General features: G+C 66.2%; 15 protein-coding genes and 3 tRNA genes. 11 read left to right on the top strand and 7 right to left on the bottom strand.

Annotation, left to right across the window (positions count from 1 at the left end):
- The first annotated feature begins 58 nt into the window (after positions 1 to 58).
- A complete protein-coding gene (gene lon / locus AC3RCC_RS16945; RefSeq protein ID WP_492255996.1) occupies positions 59 to 2,488 on the top strand; it encodes an endopeptidase La in 2,430 nt (809 codons plus the stop codon).
- Between the two features lie 201 nt (positions 2,489 to 2,689).
- Here lon and AC3RCC_RS16940 read toward each other — a convergent pair.
- Positions 2,690 to 2,766: transfer RNA gene (locus tag AC3RCC_RS16940), tRNA-Asp, on the bottom strand.
- Between the two features lie 82 nt (positions 2,767 to 2,848).
- Positions 2,849 to 2,925 (bottom strand) — tRNA-Asp (locus AC3RCC_RS16935).
- 325 nt (positions 2,926 to 3,250) lie between these two features.
- Between AC3RCC_RS16935 and AC3RCC_RS16930 the strand changes: the two genes are divergently transcribed.
- Positions 3,251 to 3,326, top strand: a tRNA-Val gene (locus AC3RCC_RS16930).
- Between the two features lie 44 nt (positions 3,327 to 3,370).
- Here AC3RCC_RS16930 and AC3RCC_RS16925 read toward each other — a convergent pair.
- The 3 genes from AC3RCC_RS16925 to AC3RCC_RS16915 form a co-directional block, all read right to left on the bottom strand.
- The gene (locus tag AC3RCC_RS16925; protein WP_492255995.1) at positions 3,371 to 3,538 is read right to left on the bottom strand and encodes a hypothetical protein; all 168 of its coding nucleotides are present in this window, start codon (positions 3,536 to 3,538) and stop codon (positions 3,371 to 3,373) included.
- A 115-nt stretch (positions 3,539 to 3,653) separates the two neighbouring features.
- A complete protein-coding gene (locus AC3RCC_RS16920; RefSeq protein WP_492255994.1) occupies positions 3,654 to 3,884 on the bottom strand; it encodes a hypothetical protein in 231 nt (76 codons plus the stop codon).
- Between the two features lie 93 nt (positions 3,885 to 3,977).
- Positions 3,978 to 4,685, bottom strand: a complete 708-nt coding sequence (locus tag AC3RCC_RS16915; RefSeq protein WP_492255993.1) for a hypothetical protein — start codon at positions 4,683 to 4,685, stop codon at positions 3,978 to 3,980.
- Positions 4,686 to 4,888: 203 nt separating this feature from the next.
- On the opposite strand from AC3RCC_RS16915, the gene AC3RCC_RS16910 reads away from it, so the two are divergent.
- A complete protein-coding gene (locus tag AC3RCC_RS16910) occupies positions 4,889 to 5,026 on the top strand; it encodes a hypothetical protein (RefSeq protein ID WP_291639574.1) in 138 nt (45 codons plus the stop codon).
- Between the two features lie 613 nt (positions 5,027 to 5,639).
- Here AC3RCC_RS16910 and AC3RCC_RS16905 read toward each other — a convergent pair.
- Both AC3RCC_RS16905 and AC3RCC_RS16900 read right to left on the bottom strand, forming a co-directional pair.
- Entirely contained in the window at positions 5,640 to 8,357 is a 2,718-nt protein-coding gene (locus AC3RCC_RS16905) for a response regulator (RefSeq protein WP_492255992.1), read from the bottom strand.
- An 89-nt stretch (positions 8,358 to 8,446) separates the two neighbouring features.
- Positions 8,447 to 9,064 (bottom strand): YcbK family protein, encoded by a 618-nt coding sequence (locus AC3RCC_RS16900; protein ID WP_291639570.1) that lies wholly within the window; start codon positions 9,062 to 9,064, stop codon positions 8,447 to 8,449.
- 408 nt (positions 9,065 to 9,472) lie between these two features.
- Between AC3RCC_RS16900 and AC3RCC_RS16895 the strand changes: the two genes are divergently transcribed.
- The 8 genes from AC3RCC_RS16895 to nuoG all read left to right on the top strand — a co-directional run bounded on the left by AC3RCC_RS16895 (position 9,473) and on the right by nuoG (position 17,460).
- The gene (locus tag AC3RCC_RS16895) at positions 9,473 to 9,838 is read left to right on the top strand and encodes an NADH-quinone oxidoreductase subunit A (protein ID WP_291639623.1); all 366 of its coding nucleotides are present in this window, start codon (positions 9,473 to 9,475) and stop codon (positions 9,836 to 9,838) included.
- A 79-nt stretch (positions 9,839 to 9,917) separates the two neighbouring features.
- Positions 9,918 to 10,496, top strand: coding sequence for a NuoB/complex I 20 kDa subunit family protein (locus AC3RCC_RS16890; RefSeq protein ID WP_157089718.1), 579 nt, complete (start codon positions 9,918 to 9,920; stop codon positions 10,494 to 10,496).
- Positions 10,497 to 10,648: 152 nt separating this feature from the next.
- Positions 10,649 to 11,254, top strand: coding sequence for an NADH-quinone oxidoreductase subunit C (locus AC3RCC_RS16885; protein WP_492255991.1), 606 nt, complete (start codon positions 10,649 to 10,651; stop codon positions 11,252 to 11,254).
- A gap of 2 nt (positions 11,255 to 11,256) precedes the next feature.
- Positions 11,257 to 11,694, top strand: coding sequence for a GFA family protein (locus AC3RCC_RS16880; protein ID WP_492255990.1), 438 nt, complete (start codon positions 11,257 to 11,259; stop codon positions 11,692 to 11,694).
- A complete protein-coding gene (locus tag AC3RCC_RS16875) occupies positions 11,691 to 12,881 on the top strand; it encodes an NADH-quinone oxidoreductase subunit D (RefSeq protein WP_066475416.1) in 1,191 nt (396 codons plus the stop codon). The genes AC3RCC_RS16880 and AC3RCC_RS16875 overlap by 4 nt, the downstream gene beginning before the upstream one ends.
- Entirely contained in the window at positions 12,881 to 14,077 is a 1,197-nt protein-coding gene (gene nuoE, locus AC3RCC_RS16870) for an NADH-quinone oxidoreductase subunit NuoE (RefSeq protein WP_492255989.1), read from the top strand. Before AC3RCC_RS16875 ends, nuoE begins: the two co-directional genes overlap by 1 nt.
- A gap of 10 nt (positions 14,078 to 14,087) precedes the next feature.
- Positions 14,088 to 15,392 carry an NADH-quinone oxidoreductase subunit NuoF gene (gene nuoF / locus AC3RCC_RS16865; protein ID WP_291639559.1) on the top strand — a complete coding sequence of 435 codons (1,305 nt, stop codon included), beginning with the start codon at positions 14,088 to 14,090 and terminating at the stop codon, positions 15,390 to 15,392.
- 4 nt (positions 15,393 to 15,396) lie between these two features.
- Positions 15,397 to 17,460 carry an NADH-quinone oxidoreductase subunit NuoG gene (nuoG, locus tag AC3RCC_RS16860; protein WP_492255988.1) on the top strand — a complete coding sequence of 688 codons (2,064 nt, stop codon included), beginning with the start codon at positions 15,397 to 15,399 and terminating at the stop codon, positions 17,458 to 17,460.
- Positions 17,461 to 17,465: the final 5 nt, after the last annotated feature.

Raw genomic sequence — 17,465 nt, 5'->3', positions numbered from 1 at the left:
ACGTCCGGTTCGGTCGCCCATCAGGGGGTCGGTCGGGCGAAAACTTGAAGGACAAGACATGACAGGCTCGACGCCCCGCGCCCCGCTCGTCCCCGGCACCACCGGCACTTACCCGGTTCTGCCCCTGCGCGACATCGTCGTTTTCCCGCACATGATCGTGCCGCTCTTCGTCGGCCGCGAGAAGTCCATTCGCGCGCTCGAGGAGGTGGTCAAGAACGACGGACTGATCCTGCTCGCCACCCAGAAGAACGCTGGCGACGACGATCCGGAGACCAAGGACATCTTCCAGATCGGCACGCTCGCCCGCGTCCTGCAGCTGCTGAAGCTTCCCGATTCCACCGTCAAGGTGCTGGTCGAGGGCGTCGGCCGCGCCAAGGCGCTGAGCTACAGCGCCGATGACAGTTTCTACCAGGCCGAGGCGGTCGCGCTCGAAGAGGAGTCCGGCAAGAAGGTCGAGGTCGAGGCGCTCGGCCGTTCGGTCGTCAGCGAGTTCGAGAGCTATGTGAAGCTCAACAAGAAGATCTCGCCCGAGATCGTCGCCGCGGTTTCGCAGATCGACGAGCCGGCCAAGCTCGCCGACACCGTGGCCTCGCATCTCGCCGTGAAGATCGTCGACCGCCAGGCCGTTCTGGAGGTGATGAACGTCGCTCACCGCCTCGAGAAGGTGCTCTCGCTGATGGAAAGCGAGATGTCGGTTCTCCAGGTCGAGAAGCGCATCCGCTCGCGCGTCAAGCGCCAGATGGAGAAGACCCAGCGCGAGTACTACCTGAACGAGCAGATGAAGGCGATCCAGAAGGAACTCGGCGACGGCGAGGAAGGCCGTGACGAGCTCGCCGAGCTGGAAGAGCGCATCGCCAAGACCAAGCTGACCAAGGAGGCGCGCGACAAGGCGCTGGCCGAGGTCAAGAAGCTCAGGCAGATGTCGCCGATGTCTGCCGAAGCGACGGTCGTGCGCAACTATCTCGACTGGCTGCTCGGCATCCCCTGGCAGAAGCGCTCGAAGATCAAGAAGGACCTCGCCGCGGCCCAGCAGGTGCTCGACGACGATCATTTCGGCCTCGACAAGGTCAAGGACCGGATCGTCGAATACCTCGCCGTGCAGCAGCGCGCCAACCGGCTCGCCGGCCCGATCCTGTGCCTTGTCGGCCCTCCGGGCGTCGGCAAGACCTCGCTCGGCAAGTCGATCGCCAAGGCGACCGGCCGCGAGTTCGTGCGCATGTCGCTCGGCGGCGTGCGTGACGAGGCCGAGATCCGCGGTCACCGCCGCACCTATATCGGCTCGATGCCCGGCAAGATCATCCAGTCGATGAAGAAGGCCAAGACCTCGAATCCGCTCATCCTGCTCGACGAGATCGACAAGATGGGCCAGGACTTCCGCGGCGATCCGTCGGCGGCCCTGCTCGAGGTGCTCGATCCCGAGCAGAACTCGACCTTCAACGACCATTATCTCGAGGTCGACTACGACCTGTCGAACGTGATGTTCGTGACCACGGCCAACACGCTCAACATTCCGCCGGCCCTGCTGGACCGGATGGAGGTCATCCGCATCGCCGGTTACACCGAGGATGAGAAGGTCGAGATCTCGCGTCGCCATCTGATCCCGGGCACGATCAAGAAGCACGGGCTCGAGTCGAAGGAATGGTCGATCGACGACGAGGCGCTGATGACGCTGGTCCGGCGCTATACGCGTGAAGCCGGCGTCCGCAATCTCGAGCGCGAGATCGCCAACACCGTCCGCAAGGCGGTGAAGGAGATCGTGCTCTCGAAGAAGAAGAAGGTCGCTGTCACGCCCACGGTGCTCGAGGAGTATCTCGGCCCGCCGCGCTATCGCTATGGCGAAGCGGAGACCGAGGACCAGGTCGGTGTCGTCACCGGTCTGGCCTGGACCGAGGTCGGTGGTGAGCTTCTCACCATCGAAGGCGTGATGATGCCCGGCAAGGGCAGGATGACCGTCACCGGCAATCTGCGCGAGGTGATGAAGGAATCGATCTCTGCGGCGGCATCCTATGTCCGCTCGCGGGCCATCGATTTCGGTGTCGAGCCGCCGCTCTTCGACCGGCGCGACATCCACGTCCACGTTCCCGAGGGGGCGACCCCGAAGGACGGGCCCTCGGCCGGCATCGCGATGGCCACCGCCATCGTCTCGGTGCTGACGGGCATCCCGATCCGGCGTGACATCGCCATGACCGGCGAGGTGACGCTGCGGGGCAGGGTGCTGCCGATCGGCGGCCTGAAGGAGAAGCTGCTCGCCGCGCTGCGCGGCGGCATCAAGAAGGTGCTGATCCCCGAGGACAACGCCAAGGACCTCGTGGACCTGCCGAAGTCGGTGAAGAACGGGCTCGAGATCGTTCCGGTCTCGCGCATGGATCAGGTGCTCCAGCACGCGCTGGTGCGCCAGCCGAAGCCGATCGTCTGGGAAGAGGATCTGAAGGCGGCGACGCCGAAGACCGCCGAGGACGATGCCGCGGCAGGTCAGATCGCCCATTGAGGCGCTGAGACGAACGCATACAGGCCGCCGGCACCCGCCGGCGGCCTTTTTTGTTGCTGGGGCAGGGTGGCTCAAGGGCACAGGCTGGCGGGAGCAGATCGCCGCCGCGTCGCGGTAGTCGTGGACGGCCGCTCGCCATGCTGGCAGAAGGCTCGGCGCGCCGATCGGGGGATACGATGGGATTGTCGAAGGGGAGGGAAATGGCGCGGGCGACGGGGCTCGAACCCGCGACCTCCGGCGTGACAGGCCGGCACTCTAACCAACTGAGCTACGCCCGCGCGGGCGGCTGAAGGCACTGGCCTCCAGCGGGGTCTTTACTTCAGCTTGCGCTGTCAGGCGGCTGAAGATGTACTGAAAATATGGCGCGGGCGACGGGGCTCGAACCCGCGACCTCCGGCGTGACAGGCCGGCACTCTAACCAACTGAGCTACGCCCGCGCGGGCGGCTGATGGCCTCGGCCCCAGCGCGGTTGGGATTATGGCGCCGGGCGCGAAGTGTCAAGCACGAGCTGTCATCAAATTGTCGGTTCGCTGATTGGCGGTGGAAATCGCCTCGCAAGGCTCGATACACGCCTCCCGCAACGCCGGATTTCGCAGGCCTGCAGGGAACCGACACCGTCATGGGCCGGCCTGTATCGGATGGATACCGCATGTCGCCGGCGAATCTCGGAATCATCAGATCGTCGCGGGGTGGGCCCGGCTTGGCACTTGCCCACAAGCTAAGGCTTGAAGGCTGGAAGGCGAGGCATTAAACGGCTGCTGCGGGCGGTTAGCTCAGTTGGTAGAGCATCTCGTTTACACCGAGAGGGTCGGCGGTTCGAGCCCGTCACCGCCCACCATACCCTATCATATTGATCCCTTTCATTTTTCTTGGATGCGACGGCTACGCTGAAGCAACCGAAGTGCTCTTTGCGCCCCGGATGTGCCCCAGATCGGCGATCGCCTCCGGCTCGGTCTCGATCCTGCTCTCCCGGATCAGCCTACCATCGGTGTCCATCGCGCAGATGCTGGTGGTGCGAACAGACACATCAAGACCGACGAACAGCTCCATGGCAGGCTCCCTGACCGGTTGAACCGATGGAGCCTGCCCGGAAAGCCTCTGTCCCGTCATCTTCTGCCCGGGAGGGGGCCGGAGCCCAAACAACCCGATCTTTTGCTTTCTCTGCTCAGGCGGCCTCGAGATGGCCGATGCCGTCCACCAGCATGTTGCAGCCGCGGCTGGCGAGACCCCACTGGCGGGTGACGACGCCCGTCGCGGTGGTCAGGACGCCGCCCGTGGTGAGGGCGATGCCCAGGATCTTCTGGCCGAGGCCGGCGCCGGCCACGGTGTCGAGCTCGTCATCGGTCAGGGTGATGGAGGTGTCGCGGGCGGTGTCGAAGGCGTTGGTGGCGGTCATGCTCGGTTTCCTCTCACTGCCGGCCGGCGACTGCTTCGTCCGGCCTGGTGAGAGGCATTTGACCGCCCTGCGCTTACAGGCACCTTACAGCCGTCATGGCCTGGGCGCCGTATGGCGCACCTCGGTAACGACAAGCCGATCATCGGTGATGGCGAAGACGATCTCGGCTTGACCGCCCGTAGGGCAACAATTGGCGTCATCGCTTCGCCACAGTGCGGTACGTGCTACAAGACCCGACCAGGGATCGCGGAATTCGTACTGGACCCCCTTCCAGATTTGGAGACCGCTCGGCACGTGTTCGGCTATGGTCGCGCGCCAGCTCTTCATGTCGACGGCGCGCCAGGCGGTTCCGTCCCAGCGGTAGAGCCTGTCAGCATTGTAGGCTCCGGTCCCCCCAGTATAGCCGGGAACGTGCAGCAAGCCGTCCTCATTGACGCGCGGCGGAAAGAAGCGCCAGCCGTCAAAGCCGGAATCGCGCCGTCTCCATGTGCCGGCCTCGCTCTGCAACAGCACGAAGCCGCCGAGCACGCCGTCCTCCGGGGTGAAGCCGGTTTGGGTCTGCCAGGCCAGCATCGGCGCGCCCTCGCTGGCACCACCGTCCTTGTTGATGAAGCCGGCGGTCAGCACCTTGCAGCTTTTAAGGATGGTCTCGATGCAGACCGTGTTGATCCTCCTGACATCGACGGCATTCCCAGCGTGCGCCGTCAGGCTGAAACCAAGAAAAGCCGTCATCTGGATCAAAAGACGGACTGGCATTCTTGCCGGGATTCTTGCCGACCTTCCCGTCAGGACCTCCACCACGCCAGCTCCTCGTCAACCGATAAGGTCCTGCACATTGGCCACGCCCGTGGGTCCATGCAGACGTTGAGTGGAGCGCGGTACAATTCACGGGGCGCTCAGTCCATGCCGACAGTCTAGGGGACATTCGCGATAGCCAAGCCCCCGATCCGGGGGGATGAATCGGTGCCTGGTTCTCTTCAATCTGAGAGCTGGGGAGACAGATCATGGCAATCGCACTTTTCAGCGTCGCGGTTGCGGTCTTCGGCAGTTTCGCCATGGGCGCTGTCGAGGCGGGGGCGGCTCTCGGGCTCTTCTCCTTCCTTGGGCTTTGGTTCGGCAAGCGAGCCTTTACGGACGGCTGATCAGCGCTTCACCGACCTGAGCCGTGCGATCTCCGTCGGCAGCTTCGTCTCGCTTGATCACGCGTTCCTCCCGATTGGTCGAGCCGGCAACGCCATCAGGCATGACGCTGAGCTTTGGCGGCGTCAGGCCTGCGCGATGGGAATAGGCGAGCGGCGGGTCGGCAGGCGGGTAGTTCGATGCGGGCTCCGAATCGGGCTGGTGTTCGCCTCTCGTTGCGTGCCTCGCCATGCCACCCGCGATAGCGGTCCCAGGCCGAGCGGAAGTCGCGCAGGGCGGCTTCGCGGGTGCCAGCCATCCCGATCCTCGCGCTTCCCGGCGCTGGGTCTTGAACCGTGATCGACCAGCCCCAGACAGGTTCCGGCCTCGTGCTGTCGCAGACGATTGACCCGACATAGACGCCTTCGCGGGGCACGCGCCAAAAGCCCTCGCGCGGCACCTTGTCGTGGTTGCCAGGGCACCGCCCACCACGCAAATCCCTGACATCTTCGTTCCTGCCTCGGCGCGTCATGCAGGCCATTGCGCTGCCTGCTCGCCCCGTGACGATCGGCGGCTGCGAGAACGCGCCATTTCGCGCCGGCCGGGTCGGCCATGCCGGGCTTAGCGACCAGCGGATCAGCTGTCCGCCGTCTCCTTCGCCATCACGGCCGCGATCGCCCGCTCCAGGGCTTCGAAGGCATAGGGTTTCTTGAGCAGCACGGTGCGCGGCGCGCCTTCGAAGCCCGCCACCTCGCTGTGCCCCGTGACGAAGACGATCGGCTGCTCCGGGCGCATCTGCCGCGCCCGGCGCGCCAGCTCGTCGCCCCGCAGATCGGGCAGGCCGATATCGGTCATCAGGATGTCGATGGGGCGGTTGGCGAGCAGCGCCAGCGCCTGCATGCCGTTCTCGGCCTCGACGGCGATGTGACCGAGCTCCTGCAGCAGGTCGACCGTATCGAGCCGGATCAGCGTCTCGTCCTCGCAGACCAGCACCGTATAGATCGTCCGCTCCGGGGCAGGGGCGGCCTGCGCTTCCGGTTGCTCCGCTGCAGGCTTGGGCATCTTGCCGTCGCGCGCCAGCACCTGCCGCACCTTCCGGGCCAGGGCATCGCGGGCATAAGGCTTCGACAGCAGGTTGACGCCCGCATCGAGGCGACCGCCATGCACGATCGAGTTCTCGGTATAGCCGGACGTGAACAGCACGCTGAGCTGGGGCAGCTTTTCCTTGGCCTTGCGCGCGAGTTCGGCGCTCTTCAGCGGGCCGGGCATGACGACGTCGGTGAAGAGCAGGTCGATCGCGACGCCGCTCTCCACGACGGCGAGCGCGCTCTGGGCGTCCGGCGCCTTTAGCACGCGGTAGCCGAGGCCTTCGAGCAGTCCTATGACCGTATCGCGCACCGCGTCGTCGTCCTCGACGACGAGGATGGTCTCGCTGCCGCCGACCACAGGGCCGGTATCGACCTCGACGGGGATGTCTTCCGCCTCGGACGAACGCGGCAGATAGAGCCGCATCGTCGTGCCTTGTCCGGGCTCGCTGTAGACCTTCACATGTCCGCCCGACTGCTTGACGAAGCCGTAGACCATGGAGAGGCCGAGACCGGTGCCCTTGCCCTCGGGCTTGGTCGAGAAGAACGGCTCGAAGACCTGCGCGATCACCTCGCGACTCATGCCGGTGCCGGTATCGCTGACCGCGATCTGGACATATTGGCCGGCCTCGACGTCGGCATGCGCGGCGGCATAGGTGTCGTCGAGAAAGGCGTTGCCGGCCTCCACCGTCAGCCGGCCGCGCCCGCCCATGGCGTCGCGCGAATTGATCGCCAGGTTGAGGATCGCGTTTTCGAGATTGGCGGGGTCGACGAGCGTGTTCCACAGTCCGCCGGCGATCACCGTCTCGATCTCCACGGCTTCGCCGAGCGTGCGCCGCAGCAGGTCGTCCATGCCGCGGATCAGGCGCCCGACATTGACGACCTTCGGCTCCAGCGGCTGGCGTCGCCCGAAGGCGAGCAGCTGCGCGGCGAGATGCGAGCCGCGCGCGACGCCGGCCATCGCCTTCTCGATCCGGGCCTGCGCCTTGTCGTTGCCCGGCATTTCGCGCGCGAGGAGCTGGAGATTGCCGCCGACGACCTGCAGCAGGTTGTTGAAGTCGTGCGCGACGCCGCCGGTCAGATTGCCGATCGCCTCCATCTTCTGCGCCTGCACCAGCATGGTTTCGACGCGGGCGCGCTGCTCGATCTCGGCGGCGAGCCGGGCATTGCTCTCCTCCAGCTCGCGCGTGCGGGCCGTGACCCGCTGCTCCAGCGCTGCGCTGTCGGAACGGATCTGTTCGGAAGCATCCGACATGGCATCACGCAGGGCGGCAAATTCGCGCAAGCGCGTTGGCGCCGTGATGGGGCCGTCCAACCGGCCGAGCCGTGCGCTCGCCGCGGTCAGGGTCGCCAGCGGCTTGCCGATGAGGCGCCATAGCCAGAGCGCCACGAGCGAGGAGACGAGCAGCGCCGCCAGCCCGAAGGCTATCAGCGATTGCAGGGCCGTGTTGAGCGGTTGCCGGATCAGGCTCTGCCGGATGCTGGCGGCGATCAGCCAGTCGGCGAGGTCGGAGCGGACATAGCCGACCAGCACAGGTTCGCCCTTCGCGCTCTGTCCCTCGAAATTGCCGCTCTGGCCAGTCGCCTTGGCAAGGAAGGCCGGCACGCCTGCCTTGCCGCTATAGGCGGCATGGTCCTGCGAGCGTGTGACGTATTGCCCGCGCCGGTCGCCGACGGCGACGAGCCAGTCCGCGGGGACGACCGGTCTCAGCACATCGTTGAGCCGCTCGGTGTTGCCACTGATATGCAGCAGGAATTCCGGCCGGCCGTCGAATTCCAGCGGGATGATCATCGTGATCAGCGTTTCGCCGGTCATGGCGCCGACGAAGACATTGGAGACGACCGGCTTGCGCAGGGAGATCGCGTCGCTGTCGACGTCGAACTGATAGTTGGGCAGCTTGGTGCCGAACGGGAAGCGCGTATTGACGATCTGCGTGCCGTCGAGGCTGCGCAACCCGATCTCGGCCCCGACGAAATGCTTGACCAGAGTCGCCTGCCGATAGAACGCCTCGAAATTGCGCGAGCGCAGGTTCTCGGAGGTCGCGAGCGTCTGCAGCGTGGTTTGCCAGCCGCCGAGATAGCGGTCGAGGATCGAGGCGGCGGCGCTGGCGACTTCGCGGGCCTCCTGCCGGTAGCGTTCGTTCTCCGACCCGGCGAAGCGCTGCAGCAGCAGTCCGGCGAACAGCAGGCCGGGGACCACGATCACCGCGATCAGGGACAGGATGACCAGCCGGGCCGGAATGCCGCTGGCTTTACCCGATGCCGTCATGCCCTGCAGTCCCCGGTCGCGATGTCATTGCAAGCTGTAACATGGGCCACGGCAGCCGCCAGCCCATCGCGCACGGGATCGCCGGGGCGTCACCAGGGCCGCCGCGGTCCCGTGTCGATATGGATCAACCCGTTCCAGTAGACCTTGTTTCCGCCGACCTCCGGCAGGTTTCTGGCGAAATCCAGAACGGCGCGCGGCCTCACGCCCGGCACGCGGAAATCCATGGCCTCGCAACGCTTGTGGAAGGAGCCGCGCCGGGCTCGCCAGGGCGGCCGCCAGGTCGAGGTCACTTTCACCGCCCCGTATTTGTCGGCGATCTTGCCGAGGATCTTCTTCAGGACCGGCGGCAGGCAGACGATCGAGGTTCCCGGATCCGTCGAGATGCCCGGCTGCTCCGGCTTCTCCTCGGGGTCGAAGGCCGGCTCCTGCTCGGACTGCCCCGGCGTGCGCTGCGGCCATTCCGGCCCTTCGTCGTCGTCGGGCTGCGCCAAGGTAGGGCCCGGCGCGGCGGCCGTTGGGACCGGTGCTTCGGCCGGTGCCGGCGGGGCGGGAACCACGACCACGGGTTCGACCGGGCCCGGCTTCAGGTCGAGGTCGAACGGACGCTCCGGCGGCAATTGCATGCGGACGGTCTGTGCCGCCGCGGGTGCCGCCATGAGGATGAGGCAGAAGGCCAGCGCGCCCGCGCCGCCGCTCAGCCGCGACATGCCGTTTCCGCCATTCCCGAGGCTGATGTCGTGGCGGGTTCAACTTGCGCGGATGGCCTGAACATCGCTGAAAAACCGCCTCTTGCGTTGCCTTTGGCTGTGCGCCGCGCGAATCGTCGGGAATCTCCGGAACGCTGACGTTAGGGCCGATCTGCCATGACCGGATGCGCCGCGACAACCGCCCGCTTGCGTTTGCGCGGGGGAGGGGCAAAAATCCGGCCGAACCGCGCGGTTTTCCCGCTCCTGTCGTGATGACGCTGGTGCATGCGGGGCGGGCATGGCGCTGCCCGCTTTGTGCGACGCGGCAAACCCTTGCGTGATTCTAAAGCAGGGGCTAATCGACTGGCGAGATTGGGGTGCGCAGCCGGCGCGCCGGCTTTTGCGGGGTGTCACATGCAAGCTCTTCCTGTGCAGTCCCTGCTGTCCGACTATCTGCCGCTGGCCATCTTCATCGGCCTGTCGCTGGTGATCGGCCTGGCTTTGCTGATCGCGCCCTTCGCAGTCGCCTATTCCAAGCCGGATGCCGAAAAGCTCTCGGCCTATGAGTGCGGCTTCAACGCCTTCGACGATGCGCGCATGAAGTTCGACGTGCGCTTCTATCTCGTCGCCATCCTCTTCATCATCTTCGACCTCGAGGTCGCCTTCCTGTTCCCCTGGGCCGTCGCCTTCGGCGGGCTCGGCTGGTTCGGCTTCTGGTCGATGATGATTTTCCTCGGCGTGCTGACCGTCGGATTCATCTATGAGTGGCGCAAGGGCGCCCTCGAGTGGGATTGATCAAAGTGTCGCGTGAGCCTGCCTCCGTGCCGTCGGCATTGTTGGATTCGTCGAAACCCGGAAGGTCGAACTAATGGCCATGACTGCGATCGATCGCGGCGATCCGCTCGTCGCACCCGCGCCCAAGGGCCTTCTCGGCCCCGACGGCAAGCCCGTCGGCTCGCGCGATCCCTTCTTCGTCGAGATCAACAACGAGCTCGCCGACAAGGGCTTCCTCGTCACCGCCACCGACGACCTGATCAACTGGTCGCGCACCGGCTCGCTGATGTGGATGACCTTCGGTCTCGCCTGCTGCGCGGTCGAGATGATGCAGCTCTCGATGCCGCGCTACGACGTCGAGCGCTTCGGCTTCGCGCCGCGCGCCTCGCCGCGCCAGTCCGACGTGATGATCGTAGCGGGCACGCTGACCAACAAGATGGCTCCGGCTTTGCGCAAGGTCTACGACCAGATGCCGGAGCCGCGCTACGTCATCTCGATGGGCTCCTGCGCCAATGGCGGCGGCTACTACCACTACAGCTATTCGGTGGTGCGCGGCTGCGACCGCATCGTGCCGATCGACATCTATGTGCCGGGTTGCCCGCCGACGGCTGAAGCCCTGCTCTACGGCGTGCTGTTGCTGCAGAAGAAGATTCGCCGCACGGGCACGATCGAGCGGTAAGGAATTTCGGCCCCGGCGTCTTTCCGGGGGCGAGCGTAGCGAGGAGCCCGGAACCCATGAGCACAGGTGTTCCGGAGAATGGCTCTGACTGTGTTCACGGATTCCGGGATCGCGCCTGCGGCGCGCGCCCGGAATGACCTGATGGTGAGATGATGAGCGAAGCGCTCGTGACATTGGGCGAAGAGATCAAGGCGGCGCTGCCCGGCGCGGTCACGAACGCGCTCGTCGCTTTCGATGAGCTCACCGTCGAGGCCGAGACCGGCGCCATCGTCCAGGTGCTGCGCACGCTCTATGACGATCCGCGCTTCCGCTTCGTCAATTTCACCGACATCGCCGGTGCCGACTATCCCGGGCGCGAGCAGCGCTTCGAGGTCGTCTACCACCTGCTTTCGCCGCGGCATAACCGCCGCGTCCGCGTCAAGGTCCGCACCGACGAGGCGACTCCGGTCCCCTCCGTGATCGAGGTCTTCCCGGCCGCGAACTGGTATGAGCGCGAGGCCTATGATTTCTACGGCATCCTGTTCTCGGGCCATCCTGACCTGCGCCGCATCCTCACCGATTACGGCTTCGAGGGCTATCCGCTGCGCAAGGACTTCCCGCTGACCGGCTTCGTCGAGGTCCGCTATGACGACGAGCAGAAGCGCGTCGTCTACGAGCCGGTGAAGCTGAACCAGGAGTTCCGCAACTTCGACTTCCTCTCGCCCTGGGAAGGCACGGACTATGTCCTGCCCGGCGACGAGAAGGCGAAGGGGGCCTGACGATGGCTGAAAGCGCGCCCGTATCGGGAGGCTGTCTGTGCGGCGCGATCCGTTTCCGCGCCGTACCGGCCAAGCCTGAAATGGATGTCTGCCATTGCGGCATGTGCCGGCGCTGGAGCGGCGGCGTGTTCATGGCCGTGCCCTGCGGCGAGGTGACGATCGAGGGCGACAGCCGTCTCGGCCGCTATCCCTCCTCCGACTGGGGCGAGCGCCAGTTCTGCTCGGTCTGCGGATCGAGCCTGTTCTGGCGGCTGCGCAGTGGCGAGGGGCATGTCGCGGTCTCGCTGCAGAGCTTCGACGACCTGACGCCTTTCACCTTCCTCGAAGAGATCTTCATCGACGAGAAGCCAGGCCTTTATGCCTTTGCCGGCGAGCGCCCCCGCCTGACGGGTGCCGAGGTGATGGCGCGGTTCCAGGCTGAGCAGGACGCCCGGACATGAGCGAGCACAACATCCGCAACTTCTCGATCAATTTCGGCCCGCAGCATCCGGCGGCGCACGGCGTGCTGCGCCTGGTGCTGGAACTCGACGGCGAGATCGTCGAGCGTGTCGACCCGCATATCGGCCTGCTGCATCGCGGCACCGAGAAGCTGATCGAGGCCAAGACCTATCTCCAGGCGCTGCCCTATTTCGACCGGCTCGACTATGTCGCGCCGATGAACCAGGAGCATGCCTATTCGCTCGCGGTCGAGAAGCTGATGGGCGTGACCGTGCCGCGCCGCGGCCAGCTCATCCGCGTGCTCTATTCCGAGATCGGCCGCATCCTCTCGCATATCCTCAACGTCACCACGCAGGCCATGGACGTCGGCGCGCTGACGCCGCCGCTCTGGGGCTTCGAGGAGCGCGAGAAGCTGATGATCTTCTACGAGCGGGCCTGCGGCGCGCGCATGCACGCGGCCTATGTCCGGCCCGGCGGCGTCCACCAGGACCTGCCGCCCTCGCTGATCCACGACATCGCCGAATGGTGCGATCCGTTCCTCAAGGTCTGCGACGATCTGGAAGGGCTGCTGACCGACAACCGCATCTTCAAGCAGCGCAATGTCGATATCGGCGTGGTCGATCTCGAGACCTGCTGGAAATGGGGTTTCTCGGGCGTGATGGTGCGCGGCTCCGGTGCCGCCTGGGACCTGCGCAAGAGCCAGCCCTATGAGTGCTACGAGGAGATGGAATTCGACATCCCCGTCGGCAAGAACGGCGACTGCTACGACCGCTACTGCATCCGCATGGAAGAGATGCGCCAGTCGGTCCGCATCATGAAGCAGTGTTGCGAGAAGTTGCTGGCAGCCGATGGCGGCGGGCCGGTCTCCTCGCTCGACGGCAAGATGGTGCCGCCGAAGCGTGGCGAGATGAAGCGCTCGATGGAAGCGCTGATCCACCATTTCAAGCTCTACACCGAGGGCTACAAGGTGCCCGAGGGCGAGGTCTACGCCGCGGTCGAAGCGCCCAAGGGCGAATTCGGCGTCTATCTCGTCTCCGACGGCACCAACAAGCCCTATCGCTGCAAGATCAAGGCCCCGGGCTTCGCCCATCTCCAGGCCATGGATTTCATGTGCCGCAAGCACATGCTGGCGGACGTCTCCGCGATCCTCGGCTCCCTCGATATCGTCTTTGGTGAGGTGGACCGCTGATGTCCGTCCGTCGTCTTGCGCCCGATCACGTCCAGCCCGCTTCCTTCGCCTTCACCCCGGCGAACGAGAACTGGGCCGACCAGCAGATCGCCAAATACCCGGAAGGCCGGCAGGCCTCGGCCGTGATTCCGCTGCTCTGGAAGGCTCAGGAACAGCATGATGGCTGGCTGCCGCGTGCTGCGATCGAGGCGGTCGCCCACAAGCTCAGCATGGCGCCGATGCGGGTGCTGGAGGTCGCGACCTTCTACACCATGTTCAGCCTGCAGCCGGTGGGCCAGCATTTCGTCCAGCTCTGCGGCACCACGCCCTGCGCGTTGCGCGGCGCCGAGGCGCTGAAGAAGGTCTGCGAGGACGTCATCGGCCCGCAATCGACTGTGACCGCGGACGGCAAGCTCTCCTGGCTCGAGGTCGAATGCCTCGGCGCCTGCTGCAACGCCCCGATGGCGCAGATCAATTTCGACTATTACGAAGATCTGACGCCCGAGAATTTCCGCAAGCTCCTCGACGATCTGCGCCATGGTCGCCCGACCAAGCCCGGCCCGCAGATCGACCGTTCCTGCTCGGAGCCGGTCGGCGGCGGCGAGACGCTGAAGGACGCTTCCCTCTATGACGGCTCGGTGATCGGCGCCGGCGATTGGCAGAAGCGCATCGCCAAGCAGCGCGAAGAGGCTGCGATCAAGATCGCCAGCGAGAAGGCTGCCGCCGAAGCCAAGGCGAAGGCCGAGGCCGAGGCTGCCGCCGTGACCGGCAAGGCCGGCCCGACCGACACCAAGACCGCGCCGGCCCCCGAGGCCGCCGCGCCCGCCCGTCCGAAGCCGTCCGAGCCGGGGCAGCCGGCGAGCGCTGCGCAGGACACGCCGTCCGCGACCGGCAAGGCGATCAAGGATGCCGACAGGCCCGCTCCCGCCGCGACCGAAACCAAGCCCGAATTGCTGACCGCGGCCCGCGGCGGCAAGGGCGACGATCTCGAGCTGATCTGGGGCGTCGGGCCGAAGCTGGCGGTCATGCTCAACGAGATGGGCATCTGGCATTACGATCAGGTCGCAGCCTGGACACCGGCCGAACTGGCCTGGGTCGACGCGCGCCTGACCGGATTCAAGGGCAGGCCGGTCCGTGACGACTGGATCAGCCAGGCCAAGAAGCTTGCGACCGGCTGGCGGCCGGACGGCAAGCTCGGCGACAAGCCGGTGAAGTGAGGCGAAAACCATGCTCGCAGATCGCGACCGCATTTTCACCAACCTCTACGGCCGGCACGACCTGTCGCTGAAGGGCGCCATGCAGCGCGGTGCCTGGGACGGCACCAAGTTCCTGCTCGAGCAGGGCCGCGACTGGATCATCGACGAGATGAAGAAGTCCGGCCTTCGCGGGCGCGGCGGCGCCGGCTTCCCGACCGGCCTGAAATGGTCGTTCATGCCCAAGCAGAGCGACGGGCGTCCGCATTATCTCGTCGTCAATGCCGACGAGTCGGAGCCCGGCACCTGCAAGGATCGCGAGATCCTGCGCAACGATCCGCATACGCTGATCGAGGGCTGCCTGATCGCCTCCTTCGCGATGGGCGCGCACGCCGCCTACATCTATCTTCGCGGCGAATATATCCGCGAGCGCGAGGCGCTGCAGCGCGCCGTCGACGAGGCCTATGCGGCCAACCTTCTCGGCAAGAACAACAAGCACGGCTATCCGTTTGATCTTTATGTGCATCACGGAGCCGGCGCCTATATCTGCGGTGAAGAGACGGCGCTGCTCGAGAGCCTCGAAGGCAAGAAGGGCATGCCGCGGCTGAAGCCGCCTTTCCCGGCCAATGTCGGCCTCTATGGCTGCCCGACCACCGTCAACAACGTCGAGTCGATCGCGGTTGCGCCGACCATCCTGCGCCGCGGCGCGAGCTGGTTCTCCTCGATCGGCACGCCCAACAATGTCGGCACCAAGCTGTTCTGTGTCTCCGGGCACGTGAACAAGCCCTGCAACGTCGAAGAGGCGATGGGCCTGACCTTCCGCGAGCTGATCGACCGCCATTGCGGCGGCATCCGCGGCGGCTGGGACAACCTCAAGGCGGTCATCCCCGGCGGCTCTTCGGTGCGCATGGTGCCGGCCGAGCAGATCATCGACACGCCGATGGATTTCGACTCGCTCTCCAAGCTGAAGTCCGGCCTCGGCACCGCCGCGGTGATCGTCATGGACAAGTCCACCGACATCATCCGCGCCATTGCCCGCATCAGCTACTTCTACAAGCATGAGAGCTGCGGCCAGTGCACGCCGTGCCGCGAAGGCACGGGCTGGATGTGGCGCGTCGTCAGCCGCATGGCTGAGGGCAGGGCGCAGAAGCGCGAGATCGACATGCTGCTCGACGTTTCCAAGCAGATCGAGGGCCACACCATCTGCGCGCTGGGCGATGCTGCCGCCTGGCCGATCCAGGGCCTGATCAACCATTTCCGCCACGAGATCGAGCAGCGCATCGACGACTATGCCGCCAACCCGCATGGTGAGCCGGTCAGGCTCATGGCGGCGGAGTGAGACCATGACCAAGCTTCTGATCGACGGCATCGAGGTCGACGTTCCCCCGGAGTACACCGTGCTCCAGGCCTGCGAGGCGGCGGGCGCCGAGGTGCCGCGCTTCTGCTTCCATGAGCGTCTCTCGATCGCCGGCAATTGCCGCATGTGCCTGGTCGAGGTGAAGGGCGGGCCGCCGAAGCCGCAGGCCTCCTGCGCCATCGGCGTGCGCGATCTGCGCCCCGGCCCGAACGGCGAGCCGCCGGTCGTCTCGACCAAGTCGCCGATGGTCAAGAAGGCGCGCGAAGGGGTGATGGAGTTCCTGCTCATCAACCACCCGCTGGACTGCCCGATCTGCGACCAGGGCGGCGAGTGCGACCTGCAGGACCAGGCGATGGCCTATGGCGTCGACTCCTCGCGTTTCGTCGAGAACAAGCGCGCCGTCGAGGACAAGTATATCGGCCCGCTGGTCAAGACCGCGATGACGCGCTGCATCCAGTGCACGCGCTGCGTCCGCTTCACCACCGAGGTCGCCGGTGCCTCTGATCTCGGCGCGATCGGTCGCGGCGAAGACATGGAGATCACCACCTATCTCGAACAGGCGATGAGTTCCGAGCTGCAGGGCAACGTCGTCGACCTCTGCCCGGTCGGCGCGCTGACCTCGCGGCCCTACCAGAACAAGGCCCGGCCCTGGGAGCTGACCAAGACCGAATCCGTCGACGTGATGGACGCGGTCGGCTCGGCGATCCGGGTCGATTCCCGTGGCCGCGAGGTGATGCGCGTCCTGCCGCGCATCAACGAGGCGGTGAACGAGGAGTGGATCTCCGACAAGACCCGCCATATCGCCGACGGCCTGAAGACCCAGCGTCTCGACCGGCCCTATATCCGCGAGAACGGTGCGCTACGCCCGGCGAGCTGGACCGAGGCATTGGCCCTGGTCGCAAGCAAGCTCAAGGCGGCCAAGCCCGAGCGCATCGGCGCGATCGCGGGTGACCTTGCCGCAGTCGAGGAGATGTTCGCGCTCAAGAGCCTGATCTCGGGCCTCGGCTCGCAGAATCTCGACTGCCGCCAGGACGGCGCGAAGCTCGATCCGGCATTCGGGCGCGCCAGCTACATCCTGAACAGCGGCATAGCCGGGATCGAGGATGCGACCTCGCTGCTGATCATCGGCGCCAATCCGCGCAAGGAAGCCGCGATCATCAATGCGCGCATCCGCAAGCGCTGGCTGCGCGGCGACTTCAAGGTCGCGGTCATCGGCGAGCCGGTCGACCTGACCTATGCGCATGAGCATCTCGGCGCCGGCCCCGAAACGCTGGCCGACCTCGTCAAGCGCGCTCCGGCCGCCGGCGAGCGGCCGCTGGTGCTGGTCGGGCAGGGCGCTCTTTCCCGGGCCGACGGCGCTGCCGTGCTCTCGCTCGCCGCCAAGGCGGCGCAGGTCCTCGGCGCGGTCAAGGAAGGCTGGAACGGTTTCGGCGTGCTGCACACCGCCGCCGCCCGCGTCGGTGCTCTCGATCTCGGCTTCGTGCCGGGCGAGGGCGGCCTCGACGTCGCCGGCATGACCGCGGCGGGCGCGCTCGACGTGCTCTATCTGCTCGGTGCGGACGAGATCGAGGTGCCGGCCGGCGCCTTCGTGATCTACCAGGGCAGCCATGGCGACAAGGGCGCGCACCGCGCCGACGTGATCCTGCCGGGCGCGACCTACACCGAGAAGTCCGGCACTTACGTCAACACCGAAGGCCGGGTGCAGATGGCGGCTCGCGCCACCTTCCCGCCGGGCGACGCTAAGGAAGACTGGGCGATCCTGCGCGCGCTTTCGGCCGCGCTCGGAAAGGCCCTGCCTTTCGACTCGCTCGGCGCGCTGCGCCAGGGCCTCTATGCCGCGTACCCGCACTTCGCGGCGGTCGACGCGGTGGCGGCGGGCGATGTCGCCGGCCTCTCGCAGCTCGCCGGCATCGGCGGGGCGACCGAGAAGGCGGGCTTCGTCTCGGCCGTGCATGATTTCTATTCGACCAACCCGATCGCGCGCGCTTCGGCCGTGATGGCGGAATGTTCGGCGCTGGCCTCCGGCCGGCTCCGGCAGGCGGCGGAGTAAGCCTC

This window comes from Allobosea sp. GW823-FHT01F03, from assembly GCF_058798075.1.
Note: the sequence above shows the minus strand (reverse complement) of the source record. Positions and strands in the feature narration are given on the sequence as shown.

Coding starts and splice junctions, on each gene's coding strand:
- AC3RCC_RS16910 (WP_291639574.1), top strand. CDS start 4,889: ATGGCAATCGCACTTTTCAGCGTCGCGGTTGCGGTCTTCGGCAGTTTC.
- lon (WP_492255996.1), top strand. CDS start 59: ATGACAGGCTCGACGCCCCGCGCCCCGCTCGTCCCCGGCACCACCGGC.
- AC3RCC_RS16890 (WP_157089718.1), top strand. CDS start 9,918: ATGACTGCGATCGATCGCGGCGATCCGCTCGTCGCACCCGCGCCCAAG.
- AC3RCC_RS16875 (WP_066475416.1), top strand. CDS start 11,691: ATGAGCGAGCACAACATCCGCAACTTCTCGATCAATTTCGGCCCGCAG.
- nuoF (WP_291639559.1), top strand. CDS start 14,088: ATGCTCGCAGATCGCGACCGCATTTTCACCAACCTCTACGGCCGGCAC.
- AC3RCC_RS16880 (WP_492255990.1), top strand. CDS start 11,257: ATGGCTGAAAGCGCGCCCGTATCGGGAGGCTGTCTGTGCGGCGCGATC.
- AC3RCC_RS16905 (WP_492255992.1), bottom strand. CDS start 8,357: ATGACGGCATCGGGTAAAGCCAGCGGCATTCCGGCCCGGCTGGTCATC.
- nuoG (WP_492255988.1), top strand. CDS start 15,397: ATGACCAAGCTTCTGATCGACGGCATCGAGGTCGACGTTCCCCCGGAG.
- AC3RCC_RS16920 (WP_492255994.1), bottom strand. CDS start 3,884: ATGACCGCCACCAACGCCTTCGACACCGCCCGCGACACCTCCATCACC.
- AC3RCC_RS16885 (WP_492255991.1), top strand. CDS start 10,649: ATGAGCGAAGCGCTCGTGACATTGGGCGAAGAGATCAAGGCGGCGCTG.
- nuoE (WP_492255989.1), top strand. CDS start 12,881: ATGTCCGTCCGTCGTCTTGCGCCCGATCACGTCCAGCCCGCTTCCTTC.
- AC3RCC_RS16925 (WP_492255995.1), bottom strand. CDS start 3,538: ATGGAGCTGTTCGTCGGTCTTGATGTGTCTGTTCGCACCACCAGCATC.
- AC3RCC_RS16900 (WP_291639570.1), bottom strand. CDS start 9,064: ATGTCGCGGCTGAGCGGCGGCGCGGGCGCGCTGGCCTTCTGCCTCATC.